The organism is Leifsonia sp. Leaf264 (assembly GCF_001422325.1).
Taxonomy (GTDB): Bacteria; Actinomycetota; Actinomycetes; order Actinomycetales; family Microbacteriaceae; genus Orlajensenia.
The window spans coordinates 285,181-297,681 of the sequence record NZ_LMMR01000008.1 but is presented as its reverse complement, the minus strand read 5'-3'; the positions used below and the strand labels follow the sequence as shown (position 1 = coordinate 297,681).

Annotated in this window: 12 protein-coding genes; 5 read left to right on the top strand and 7 right to left on the bottom strand. The window is 70.4% G+C overall.

Going from position 1 to position 12,501, the window contains the following annotated elements; genetic code table 11:
* Positions 1-2,102: hypothetical protein (locus tag ASF30_RS20465; RefSeq protein WP_200918500.1), on the bottom strand; the 2,102-nt coding region annotated here is incomplete at its 3' end.
* 523 nt (positions 2,103-2,625) lie between these two features.
* Between ASF30_RS20465 and ASF30_RS20460 the strand changes: the two genes are divergently transcribed.
* Genes ASF30_RS20460 through ASF30_RS20440 form a run of 5 tightly spaced genes read left to right on the top strand, consistent with a single transcriptional unit; the run spans position 2,626 to position 7,070 of the window.
* On the top strand, positions 2,626-3,465 hold the full coding sequence (locus ASF30_RS20460; protein WP_442914989.1) for a putative F420-0 ABC transporter substrate-binding protein: 840 nt from the start codon (positions 2,626-2,628) through the stop codon (positions 3,463-3,465).
* Positions 3,465-4,538: a putative F420-0 ABC transporter permease subunit gene (locus tag ASF30_RS20455; protein WP_082468194.1), complete on the top strand. Its 1,074-nt coding sequence runs from the start codon at positions 3,465-3,467 to the stop codon at positions 4,536-4,538. Before ASF30_RS20460 ends, ASF30_RS20455 begins: the two co-directional genes overlap by 1 nt.
* Positions 4,535-5,419 carry an ABC transporter ATP-binding protein gene (locus tag ASF30_RS20450; protein WP_055911027.1) on the top strand — a complete coding sequence of 295 codons (885 nt, stop codon included), beginning with the start codon at positions 4,535-4,537 and terminating at the stop codon, positions 5,417-5,419. The genes ASF30_RS20455 and ASF30_RS20450 overlap by 4 nt, the downstream gene beginning before the upstream one ends.
* Positions 5,420-5,424: 5 nt before the next feature.
* Positions 5,425-6,417 (top strand): 2-phospho-L-lactate transferase, encoded by a 993-nt coding sequence (gene cofD, locus ASF30_RS20445; RefSeq protein ID WP_055911139.1) that lies wholly within the window; start codon positions 5,425-5,427, stop codon positions 6,415-6,417.
* Positions 6,414-7,070, top strand: coding sequence for a histidine phosphatase family protein (locus ASF30_RS20440; protein ID WP_235480422.1), 657 nt, complete (start codon positions 6,414-6,416; stop codon positions 7,068-7,070). The genes cofD and ASF30_RS20440 overlap by 4 nt, the downstream gene beginning before the upstream one ends.
* A 21-nt stretch (positions 7,071-7,091) precedes the next feature.
* Here the strand turns inward: ASF30_RS20440 and ASF30_RS20435 are convergent, their stop codons facing one another.
* From ASF30_RS20435 to fgd, 6 genes are all read right to left on the bottom strand, one after another.
* Positions 7,092-7,904, bottom strand: coding sequence for an ABC transporter permease (locus tag ASF30_RS20435; RefSeq protein WP_235480421.1), 813 nt, complete (start codon positions 7,902-7,904; stop codon positions 7,092-7,094).
* Between the two features lie 34 nt (positions 7,905-7,938).
* A complete protein-coding gene (locus tag ASF30_RS20430) occupies positions 7,939-8,898 on the bottom strand; it encodes an ABC transporter ATP-binding protein (protein WP_055911023.1) in 960 nt (319 codons plus the stop codon).
* On the bottom strand, positions 8,879-9,988 hold the full coding sequence (locus ASF30_RS20425; protein WP_055911020.1) for a LolA family protein: 1,110 nt from the start codon (positions 9,986-9,988) through the stop codon (positions 8,879-8,881). Before ASF30_RS20425 ends, ASF30_RS20430 begins: the two co-directional genes overlap by 20 nt.
* Before the next feature lie 64 nt (positions 9,989-10,052).
* Positions 10,053-10,802, bottom strand: coding sequence for an SGNH/GDSL hydrolase family protein (locus ASF30_RS20420; RefSeq protein ID WP_082468188.1), 750 nt, complete (start codon positions 10,800-10,802; stop codon positions 10,053-10,055).
* Positions 10,803-10,827: 25 nt separating this feature from the next.
* Complete coding sequence (gene cofC, locus ASF30_RS20415; RefSeq protein WP_055911017.1) at positions 10,828-11,481, bottom strand: 2-phospho-L-lactate guanylyltransferase; 654 nt, start codon at positions 11,479-11,481, stop codon at positions 10,828-10,830.
* Positions 11,478-12,497, bottom strand: coding sequence for a glucose-6-phosphate dehydrogenase (coenzyme-F420) (gene fgd / locus ASF30_RS20410; protein WP_055911015.1), 1,020 nt, complete (start codon positions 12,495-12,497; stop codon positions 11,478-11,480). Before fgd ends, cofC begins: the two co-directional genes overlap by 4 nt.
* Positions 12,498-12,501 lie beyond the last annotated feature (4 nt).

Genomic DNA, 12,501 nt, shown 5'->3' with positions numbered 1-12,501 from the left:
GAGAACACCACGTCGAACACGATCGGGGACACCGAGGTCGGATCCACCTGCGTCGCACCCTGGTTCAACGTCACCGTCGGCGCCACCACATCACCCGGGTCCACCGTGAAGATCACGGTGTTGTCCTCCGACGTCGACGCCGCACTCGGGTTCGCATTCGGCGACGCATCCACCACAGCCCCCGCCGGAATCGTCGCGAAAACGTCACCCCCGACCGTCATCCCGGACACCGACACCGTGTACGCCGGACCAGCACCGCTGATCACCACCGTCGTCGCTCCCGCCGTGCCGCCCAACACCACATCGGATGCCGTGAACCCGACCACCGGTTCCGAGAAGACAACGTCGAACACGATCGGCGACACGCTCGTCGGATCCACCTGGGTCGCACCCTGATTCAACGTCACCGTCGGCGCCACCGCATCACCCGGGTCCACTTCGTCATCGTCGATCGTCACCAGAGCAGAAGGGTCCGACGACGTCACTGTGTAGCCCGGGGGCGGCGTCGCCGGAGGCGTGAGGGTCACTGAATAGGTCTCGCCCGGATCGAGATCGAGGTCCTGGAGGGCGTCGACAGGCACGGAGGCGTCCGTCGCATTCTCGGGAATCGGCACCGTCACTGCTGACAGCGAGGTGTAGTCGACGCCCGCCGTCGCCGGCGCGTTCGGCGTCGACGAGACCGTCAGGTCGAACGCCGGATGCACCGCCGGCGTGATGGCGATCGGCAGAACGTCGGTCGCCCCTTCGGCGACTGTCGCATCCGTCGGCATCGTCACATCGATCTCGGTGCCCTCGCCCACCTTCACTGTGACCCGCTCCACGCCCGGTGCCTCATTCGTGTCGACGTCGAAGCCGAAGAACGGCGTCTCGACACCGCTCGGCGGGCTCCCGACGTAGTTGAGCGGCAGTCCGTTGTTGCCGAGGTCGCTCACGAGAGTGTTCACGTCGCAGGTCTGGTCGCCGAGGGGAGCGAGGGTGGTCGGGTCGACCGCCTCGAACACGACCTCGTCGAGGGCGTAGTTCACCCAGCTGATGTCGTCGGCGACGCCGGCGAACGCCGCGGTCGGCTCGTTCTGGTTGCCGGTGGCGAACGGCAGGCTCTCCACCTCGTCGGGCACGATCTCGAGGAAGGCGTCGATCACGGCCTGCTGGTCGACCGTGGGCGGATCGTCGAAGCCGAGCGCCGAGCCGACGAGCTCCTCGAGGTCGTCTCCGATCTCGAATCCGGATGCCCCCTGCAGGTGGATGCGCCCGCAGGTCGCCCACGCGATCACCAGGAGCTCGGTTCCCTCGCCGTCGATGGTGTCGCCCTCCCCCGGGGACTCCTCGCCATCCGTCACCTCATCGTTGTCGGCATCCGTCACCTCCCATTGATCGGGAGTGCCGAGAGTCACCTCGAGCCCTGGATCGACAGTGAACAGGTCGGGAGGCACCGTGGCCTCGGGGAAGTCGTTGAGATCCTGCACCCGGATCTCGACGTCGGCCTCGACGGTGCCGAGCGTGCCGTCACCCGGGATCAGGTCGACGCGCAGGGTCTCTGGGTTCGAGCCGTTGTAGTAGTAATCCTCGTCCGGCGTGTAGCGCAGCGTCTGCATGGCTTCGTTGACCTGCTGCGTCGTCCCGACGATCGCCGTGATCTTGGCTGGCAGGTCGTCGGCGGAGTCCATGTCGCGCACGATGGCACCGGAGGGGAGCACGTAGGCATCGAAGGTGCTGTCGGAGTCGTCGACCGCGCTGGGCGCCGGAAAGAAGTCGAGGGTGCCGTGGCCGACGTCGAACTGGATCGCCGTGCACCCGGACAGGGCGAACTCCGGACCCGGCGTGCAGTCGTTCTCCGCTGATTCCACCTCGAGCTTGCGGTCCTGCAGCGAGATGAGGTCCGTGGTGCCGTCGAAGGTCATCACGCCATCGGGCACGACGGGGAACGGAACGGATGCCGGCAGCGGGCCATCGGCGTTCGGCAGCATGTAGAGCCGCGTGGGCGGATCGACGAACGATGGAGCGGCGGCCCAGGCTGCCGTCGGCAGGGCCAGCGCGAACACCGATCCGACAGCGAGCATCGCCGTGGCCAGAACTGCACGTCTACGGGTGGAACGCTCCATGGGAATCCCCTGGCGTAGCGGACCGACGGAGTAGATACGGGTGGACACCCCATCGCGCCCGGTGCCATGAGTCAAGCACTGCGCGTGAGGTGGCGTCAATGATGCGCCGGTGCCCGATCGAGCAGCGACGGACTGGCGATCTCGATTCGGCAGCTCGATTCGGCAGCCCGCTTGGCTCGCGGCCGACTCGATCAGCGGTGGCGCTAGAATCGTGACCAGACCACCGGTTGGCTTTGACCGGTCGCGCCGGCTTGGACTTGAGCCGCAGGTCGCCCGAGATCGCGTCGAATGAGCGCGATCGTCCGGGTTCGATCCCCTCGTCCTGTCGCCACGCCCTCCGGAGGTCATCATCCGTCGTTCCGTCCATCGATCCGTCGCCCCCCTCGTCGCACTGGCTGCATCCGTCGCCCTGCTCTCCGGATGCGCCGCCACGCCGGCACCCGCGGCGACGCCCCCTGCGAGCGGCAGCACCGACACCGCCTCGACCGGTTACCCGCTCACCATCGACAACTGCGGCACCGAGGTGACCTTCACGCAGGCGCCGCAGAAGGTGGTGACGGTCAAGTCGACGACCCTCGAGACCCTGCTCGCGCTGGGCCTCGGCGACCACGTCGTCGGATCGGCCTTCACCGACGGCCCTGTCCCCGACGACCAGACGGATGCCGCCGCCGCCATCCCGTCGATCTCCGACTTCGTGCCCGGCCAAGAGGCGACCCTCGCCCTCGAGCCCGACCTCGTCTACGCCGGCTGGGAGTCGAACCTCACGGCTGAGGGCGCCGGCGACCGTGCCACCCTCGCCGGTCTCGGAGTGAACAGCTACGTCGCACCGTCCGCCTGCAAGGAGGAGGCGTACAAGCCCGATCCGCTCACCTTCGACGACGTCTTCGCCGAGATCGAGGAGGTCGGCACCATCTTCGACGTGTCGGACCGCGCGACGGCACTCGTGGCCGAGCAGAAGAAGGAACTCGCGGCGGTCACGCCGAACAAGTCCGGCCTCACGGCCCTCTGGTACAGCTCGGGCACCGACACGCCCTATGTCGGCGCCGGCATCGGCGCACCGGAGATGATGATGGAGGCGGCCGGCCTCACGAACATCGCCGCCGACGTGCACGACACGTGGTCGGCCCTGGGCTGGGAGTCCATCGTCTCCGACGATCCCGACGTGATCGTGCTCGTCGACGCCACCTGGAACACCGCTGCGTCCAAGATCGCGGCGCTCGAGGCGAACCCGGCCACCGCCGAGCTCACCGCCGTGAAGGAGAAGCACTACGTGACGGTGCCGTTCCCCGCCGGCGAGGCGGGAGTGCGCAACGTCGACGCCGTCACCGGCATCACCGATCAGCTGGAGAAGCTGGGACTCTGATGACAGCACTGCGCCAGGCCGCCGCCGTTCCGGCACAGCACCCGGAGACCGGCGGGTCGCCGCTCCGTTCCGTGCCGACGGCGGTCTGGGCCGTGGGGCTCAGTCTCCTTCTCATCGTCTCGATCGTGCTGGCCGTCACCATCGGACCCGCCGGCCTCACGGCCGGAGACGTGTGGGCGAGCATCCTCTCCCACCTCGGCATCGGCGAGCCGACCCTGTCTCCGCTGCGCGACGGCATCGTCTGGCAGCTCCGGATGCCGCGAGTCCTGACCGCGGCAGCCGTCGGTGCCGGCCTCGCGCTGGCCGGTGCCATCATGCAGGCCGTGACCCGCAACCCGCTGGCGGACCCCTACCTGCTCGGCCTCTCGTCGGGCGCATCCGTCGGTGCTGTCGTGGTCCTCGTTCTCGGGGTGAGCCTGGCGCTGCCGTTCGCGGCGTTCGTCGGAGCCCTGGTCGCACTCAGCCTCACCCTGCTGCTCGCCGGAGCCGCCGGCCGCATCACGCCGACGCGCACCGTGCTCGCCGGCCTGGCCGTCTCGAGCGTCTTCGGCGCCGTCACCAGCCTCATCATCTTCTGGAGCGCCACCGGCGACAGCTACCGTGAGATCCTCAACTGGCTGCTCGGCTCGCTCGCCGGCGCGGAGTGGCCGGCCGTCGCCATCACCGTCGGCGCCCTGGTGATCGTGGGGCTGCCGCTGCTGGCGAGCGCCCGCACCCTCGACTCCTTCGCCTTCGGTGATGCATCGGCGGCGGCGCTGGGCGTGAACGTCGACCGCATGCGCTGGCTGCTGCTGTGCGGAACCGCCCTGCTCACCGGGGCGATGGTCTCGGTGAGCGGCTCCATCGGATTCATCGGCCTCGTGCTCCCCCACGCCGTGCGCCTGCTCACCGGCCCCGGGCACAGGGCCCTCCTGCCGCTCTCCGCCCTCGCCGGTGCGATCTTCCTCATCTGGGCCGACACCGGCGCCCGCACCCTGTTCGATCCGCGCGAGCTTCCCGTCGGCATCCTCACCGCCCTGGTGGGTGGCCCGGTGTTCGCCGTGCTCATCCTGCGCAACCGGAGGATCTCATGACGGATGCCGCCCAGCCCGGCGCTCGGCCCGGCACTCCCGCCGCCCGGCCGGCCACAGGCCTCTCGCTCGATCGCGTCTCCTTCTCGCGTACGGGCCGACTCATCATCGACGGGGTGGACGTCACCCTTCCACGCGGTTCGTTCGGCGCCCTCGTGGGGCCGAACGGGGCTGGCAAGTCGACGCTGCTGCACCTCATCGCGTCCATCGAGCCCGCGGCATCCGGCAGCATCGTGTTCGACGGCACCCAGCTGCCGACCATGCCGCGCCGTCAGCGCGCGCGAACCGTGGCCGTGGCCGAGCAGCAGTCCGACACCGAGCTCGACCTGAGCGTGGTCGAGGTCGTGATGCTCGGCCGCACGCCGCATCTCGGCGTGTTCTCGAGCGCCTCGGCGACGGATGCCGCCGTCGTGCGCGACGCCCTGGCAGCTGTCGGCGCCGCCGAGCTGTCCACCCGACGCTTCCACACCCTGTCGGGCGGCGAGCGCCAGCGGGTCACGCTCGCCCGCGCCCTGGCCCAGCAACCGTCGCTACTGCTCGCCGACGAGCCGACCAACCACCTCGACATCCGGGCGCAGCTGTCGGCGCTGTCACTGCTCGCCGAACTCGCGCGCGGCGGTCTCACCGTGCTCGCGGCATTGCACGATCTCGGACACGCTGCGGCCTACGCCGATCACGTGATCGTGCTGGCCGACGGCGCCGTCGTCGCGGCCGGCGACCCGGCCGAGATCCTCACCCCCGAGCTCGTGCTCGCGGTCTACGGCGTGCGCGCCGAGGTGCTGCGCCATCCGATCACGGGGCGCCCCCTGCTCGCCTTCGCCGAGACCGCACCCGCCGCCGCGGCCGACGCCCCGACCACCCTCGACTTGGAGCCCCTGCCGTGACGAACATGACTGTCCTCGCCGGCGGCGTCGGCGGGGCGCGCTTCACGCGCGGCCTGCTGGCCCACCTGCGCGCCGTCGACCCCGACTCCAGCGTGACGGTCATCGCCAACACCGGCGACGACCTGTGGCTCACCGGCCTGCGCGTCTGTCCCGACCTCGACTCGATCATGTACACGCTCGGTGGCGCGAACGACGACGAACGCGGCTGGGGCCGGATGGGCGAGAGCGAGCGGGTGAGCGCGGAACTCACCGCCTACGGCGTCGGCTGGCCGTGGTTCACCCTCGGCGATCTCGACCTCGGCACGCACATCGCCCGGTCCTCGTGGCTGCGTGACGGCCTGCCGCTGAGCGAGGCCACGGCTCGGCTGGCTGCGCGCTGGAACCTCGGCGCGACCCTGCTTCCCGCGACGGACGACGAGGTCGAGACCATCGTCACCGTGGCGGGCGACGAGAGCGCCGACATCGCCATCGAGGACATGCACTTCGAGGAATGGTGGGTGCGGCTGCGTGCCTCGCGACCTGCTCTGGCTTTCACCCAGCGGAATGCATCCGTGGCCCGGCCGGCACCCGGCGTTCTCGAGGCCATCGCGACGGCCGACGTCGTGCTGTTCGCCCCCTCGAACCCCGTCGTCTCCATCGGCACGATCCTCGGCATTCCCGGGATCGCGGATGCCGTGCGCGCGACGTCCGCTCCGGTCATCGGCGTCTCGCCCATCATCGGCGGCGCCGTCCTGCGCGGTATGGCCGACGCCTGCCTGAGCGCGATCGGCGTCGAGACCAGCGCTGTCGCGGTGGCGCGGCACTACGGCGCGCGGCGGGACGGTGGGCTCATCGACGGCTGGCTGGTCGACGAGGTCGACGCTGAGGCCGCCTCGGCGCTCCATGCCGACGGCATCCGCTCGTCAGCACGCCCGCTCTGGTTCAGTTCGGTCGAGGAGACCGCGGCCATCGCGGGGGATGCACTCTCCCTCGCGAACGTGCCACACTCGGGAAGGTGACTCCCGCCACCGTCGACTCCGCCGCATCGCACGACGTGCCGACGACGCCGCGTCTCGTCATGGCCCGACACGGTGAGACGGCGTGGAGCCGCAGCGGCCAGCACACCGGCACGACCGACCTCCCGCTGACCGATGCCGGCGAGGAGCAGGCGCGCACGCTCGGTCGGGCTCTCGACGGACAGGCCTTCGACCTCGTCATCTCCAGCCCGTTGCGGCGCGCCCGTGACACTGCACGCCTGGCCGGTTACGGCGACCAGGTGGAGATCGACCGCGATCTCGTGGAGTGGGACTACGGCGCCTACGAGGGCGTCACCAGCGAACAGATCGTGGCCGATCTCGGCCACGACTGGAATCTCTGGCTGCACGGTGTTCCGCCTGGCGACACCCCTGGCGAGACCGCCCACGACGTGCAGCGCCGGGCGCTGGCCGTGATCGCCCGCTGCGATGCCGTCCTCGACGCCGGCGGCGATGTGCTTCTGGTCGCCCACGGGCACATGCTGCGGGCGATCGCCGCGGCCTGGCTGGGGTTGCGGCCTCAGGACGGCGCGGTCTTCTCCCTGTCGACGGGCACGGTGAGCGTGCTCGCGTTCGAGCACGACCATCACGTCATCAGGCTGTGGAACTGCCCGCCCGACGCCCTGATCCCGCGCTGACCGCTGCCGTGGCGGCATCCGTCAGGCCAGCACGTCCTTCGTGAGGAACCGCCCGAAGGCCAGCGCTCCGAACACGGCGATGTAGCCGGCCTGCAGGGCGGCGTTGTCGGCGAACGAGGCCCACGACACCGGATCGCGCAAGATGTCGGCGAAGGAGAGCCAGTAGTGGCTGAAGAGCCACGGATGCAGCCACTCGGTCTGCGGCAGGGCGTCGAGGATCTGCGACGCCACCGAGAGCGAGATCGTGGCCGCCATCGCCCCGACGGGCACGCTGGTGAGGGTGGAGAAGAACAGCCCGATCGCCGAGAGTCCCAGCAGGGAGACGGCGACGTAGCCCGCGATGGCGAGGAAGCGCAGGAGCGCCTCGCCCACATCGATGGTGGTGCCCGAGAGCACGGTGACCGGTCCGACCGGGAACAGCATCGCGCCGATGACTGTGCCGGCGATGACGACGGTGAGCGCGGCGGCGATGCAGAACGCCGCGGCCCCGAGGTACTTGACGACGAGGAGCCTCGCCCGCCCCGCCGGCGCGACGAGTAGGTAGCGCAGGGTTCCGAGGCTGGCCTCGCCGGCGATGGTGTCGCCGGCCACGACGCCGACGGTGAGCGGAAGGAACAGCGGGATGGCGACGACCAGGGCCGAGACCCCGACGAAGAGCCCGTTCTGGGTGACCTGGTCGAGGAAGGCCGGACCCCGGCCGGTTCCCGGTGACGACGACAACCTGATGGCGACGGCGATGAGGATGGGGATGGCCGCCAGGGCCACGAGCAGGGCGATGGTGCGCCGTCGGGCGAACAGGATGCGCAGTTCCGAGAGCAGGAGGCTGACCGTCACCGCGCCCCCTCCTCCCGGCGCCCCGGATGCGACATCACTGGACAACGTCGAACCCCTCTCCGGTGAGCGCGACGAAGCGGTCCTCGAGGCTGGGCTGCTCGACCGCGAAGCCGCGCACCCGCACGCCGGCATCGACGAGGGCGGCCACGATGGTCTCAGGGACGATGCCGTCGGCGACAGTTGCCACGACAGTGTCGGGATCGGCACCCTCGAGCATCTGGAGGCCCAGCCCCGCCAGCACCCGCCGGGCGTCTGCGGCATCCGGAGTCTGCAGCACGGCACGGGCTGCACCGACCTCGCGCAGCTCGTCGAGAGTGCCCGTCGCCACCAGCGACCCGGCGCTCATCACCCCGACGTGGGTGCAGATCTGCTCGATCTCGGCGAGCAGGTGGCTCGACACGAAGACAGTGGTGCCAGAGTCGGCGAGCGATCGGATGAGAGCTCTCACCTCGCGGGTGCCCTGGGGGTCGAGCCCGTTGGTCGGCTCGTCGAGCACGAGCAGCTCGCGTGGCATGAGCAGGGTGTTCGCCAGTCCGAGCCGCTGCTTCATGCCGAGCGAGTAGGCGTGCACCTTCTTCGTCGCGGCGTGCCCGAGCCCGACGCGCTCGAGAGCGGCGTGCACCCTCTCCCCACGGTTGCGTGACGGGGCCAGAGGATCGGCCGAGTCGAAGCGCCGCAGGTTGGCGGCTCCCGAGAGGAACGGCGAGAAGGCCGGCCCCTCGACCAGCGCGCCCACCCGCGGCAGCACCTCGGCGAGACGTCGGGGCATCTCCTCGCCGAGCAGGCGCACCGATCCGCTGCTCGGGCTCACGAGCCCGAGCATCATGCGGATGCTGGTGGTCTTGCCCGAGCCGTTGGGCCCGAGGAAGCCGAACACCGAGCCGCGCGGAACAGCGAGGTCGATGCCGGCGACGGCCGTCTGGCGGCCGAAGCGCTTGGTCAGGTCGTGAGTCTCGATCGCGAGATCGGAGGACTCACCGGCCGGCAGCGGCATCCTCCAACGCAGCGGGCGGGACGGCTCCGGCGAGGATGCGGCCATCGTCGGTGAACAGCACGCTGAGCAACGTCGTCGAGATGACCCTGCCGCCGTCGACGGCCTCGGCAGCGGTGTCGAGCAGCGGGGAGTCGGCGAGTTCGGCGGGAACCTCGGATGCCGCGATCTCGACGATCGACGACCAGCCGGTGCCGAGAACCGTGGGCTCGGCGCCGTCGCCCTGAGGGGCTGCGACGTCGTCGTGGTCGCCGGGCCTCGCGGCGTCGGGCAGCGGCTGCTCGGTGACGGTCGTGCCCGCCGGCGGTGTGAAGTCGAAGAGGGCGGCATCCGGAGCATCGAGAGAGAGCTGCGAGAACGCCAGCGAGAATGCGGGCTCATCGGATCCTGCCGCCGTCACGGCGACGCCGAGCGGAAGGCCTGTCGCGGAATCCACGTCGATGGCCACGGATCCGACGAGGGTGTCTGCGCTCTTCGGGGTGAGGATGAGCTCGTAGACGGTGCGACCGGCGACTGTGGCGTCGGTGCCGACGCTCACGGTCGTGCTCGGGTCGAGCGTCGTGAGGATCTCGGTCGCGACAGCACTCGGCGTCGGGATGTCGGCGGCATCCGGAGCCTTCTTCGCAGCGGCGTGGCCGTCGGCCGGTGCGGCGACGTGGGTCGCCGACGCCGATTCGGAGTCGTAGATCCAGACGCCGTCGGACGTGGCAACGACGTCGCGCTCGGCGAGGGAGTCGAGGACCTGCAGGCGCGCATCGGTCCCGTCGACGAAGACCCGCGCGGTGTGCGATCCGGTGAGGAGTTCGAGAGCGCTGGAGATATCGGTGCCGGATGCGGCTCCCGACGATGCCCCACCGCTGCCGCCCAGGGTGCCGAGCGACGACAGGTCGGGCAGCCCGAGGTCCGAGCTCTGCTCGACCGTGCCGGAGAACGCCGTGACGTCGGCGGCCTGCGCCAGTTCCAGCACCTCGGCGGCAGTCTTGTCTGGCAGGTCGACCGCTGCTCCGGCGGTCAGGGGCACTGCGAGCACGCCGACGCCGATCACCACGGGAACTACCACCGCGGGAAGCCACATCGCCCAACGCCTCTGCATCGTTCCAGCGTACGTCGGGCGCGCCGGTGATGGCGGGTTCTCCATCAAACCCCCAGCGACGCGGTCAGTCGCGCTCGCCCAGCACCAGGTCCATCCGGCGGTCGACCGCCGCGGTGAAGGCCCGGGCCCACAGGGCGTAGCCGCGGTCGTTGGGGTGGAAGAGGTCGCCGGCGAACTGCGTGGAGACTCCCCAGAGGCCCTGGCGGTTCGTGATCGCGTGCAGGTCGACGACCTCGAGCCCGACGTCCGCTGCCGCGGCGCGGAGCAGGCGGTTCGCGACGAGCACCTTCCGCTCCCCGGGCAGGAAGTAGAAGCTCGGCAGGTCGGCGACGATGGCGTGCGACGGCAGTGCCGCGAACAGTTCGCGAATGTCGCGGTCGAAGCGCTCAGGGTCCCAGGAGGCGATGTCGTTCGCGCCGATGCTGACCGTGATGACATCGGGCTCGTGGCCGAGGGCGGCCAGCAGCGGCAGCTCGGTGTCGATGGCCGTGCGCACGGTTCCGCCCGAGACGCTGAGGTTGGCCACCCGCACCGTGCGCGTCGTCCTTGAGCGCAGGTGCCGCGCGATGAACCCGACGTAGCTGTGCGCCGGGCGGCTCGCGCCGATTCCCTGCGCGGCCGAGTCGCCGATGGCGGCGTAGAGGATCTCGCCCGGCTTCGATCCGAGATCCCGCCAGTACGTCGAGTTCACGGGGATCGCGTCAGAGAGCACGCCGCGCCAGTGCTCTCGTCGACCCCTGAGCCAGGCCACCCAGACGGCGACCCCGATGGCGCCGACAGCCGCGATGACGACACCCCACAACCGAGCCCTCATGCTCGCCGTCCCGACTGAGCGCGGGTCATGAGCGGATCCCCTGCGCCGCCAGGGCGGCACGCGTGCGTTCGCCCACACCGAGCGCCACGGCGTCGTCCAGCGCTGTCGGCACGTCGACGTCGCGGCGCAGCGACGCACCGGCATCCAGACGAGCATGGCCGTGACCGGCGTGCGCGGCGGCCGAGCCGGCGCCGAAGCGTGGCACCAGTGGCAGGCCGGCGCGCGCCGTGAGCAGCGTGGTTCCCGTGCCCTCGGCATCCGGGACGAAGCCCTGGTCGACGTCCTCGGCCGCAGCGAGGGCGGCATCGAGGTCCGGGGCGCGCAGCGCAGGCAGGTCGCCGAGGAGCACGGCGATGCCGGCCGCCTGCGGGGAGGAACCCGGCGAGGATTCCGCCGCCTTCTCGGCAGCACGGATGCCGCGCTCGATCGCCGCGTTCAGCCCGTTGCGTTCTCCCTCTGGCACCACGACGACGGCGGCCGGCCAATCGACATCGACATCGGCGTCGGTGACGACGAAGACGCGCGCGACGCGCGCACTCGATGCTGCGGCGACGACGGTGTCGTAGGCGAACGCCAGTCCCAGGGACGATCGCGCACGAGCCGAGAGCTGATCGCCGAGGCGGCTCTTGGCGTCGATCGTGCCCTTGACTGGAACGATCAGGAACCAGCCTCTCGTCACGGCAGGGCGCGCAGGCGGGGCGCCAGGTCGCGTTCGAACAGCCCGAGGAAGCGCCGCTGGTCCTCTCCCGGGGCGTGGAAGACCAGGTGGTTGAAGCCCGCGTCGACGTACTTCGCGATCTCGGCCGTCACGGCGTCGGGGTCGCTGCCCACGATCCAGCGCGAGGCGATCTTCTCGATCGGCAGCGCATCCGCCGCCTTCTCCATCTCTATCGGATCGTGGATGCTCGACTTCTGCTCAGCACTGAGGGCCAGTGGGGCCCAGAAACGGGTGTTCTCCAACGCCGCCTGCTCGGTCTCCTCGTAGGACAGCTTGATCTCGATCATGCGGTCGAGCTGGTCGTAGGAGCGGTTGCCGGCCTCGGCGCCCTCCTTGACGGCGGGCACGAGCTTCTCGGTGTAGAGGTCCCAGCCCTTGCCGGAGGTGCAGATGAAGCCGTCGCCGGCACGACCGGCGTACTTGGCGACGGTCGGTCCTCCGGCCGCGATGTAGACGGGGATGCCGCCCTCCGGCCGGTCGTAGATCGAGGCGCCGTGCGTGGAGTAGTACTCGCCCTCGAAGTCGACGCGGTCCTGGCTCCACAGCGCGCGCATGAGGCGAACGGATTCCCGCAGCCTGCCGAAGCGCTCCTTGAACTCCGGCCAGTCCTGCTCGCCGGCTCCGCGAAAGCCCGTCGCGATCTCGTTGAGCGCCTCTCCGGTTCCGAAGCCGGCGATGATGCGGCCGGGGTATAGGCAGCCGAGGGTCGCGAAGGCCTGCGCCAGCACGGCGGGGTTGTACCGGAAGGTCGGCGTCATCACGCTCGTGCCGATGCGCAGGGTGGAGGTGCGCTCGCCGACCGCCGCCATCCAGGCCAGCGAGAACGGAGCGTGCCCGCCCTCGTGGCGCCAGGGCTGGAAGTGGTCGCTCGCGAAGGCCGACTCGAAGCCGTGCTCTTCCGCGGCCACGGCGATCTCGACCAGTTCCCGTGGCGCGAACTGCTCGGCGGATGCCTTGTATCCCAGGGTGAGCGTCATGCGG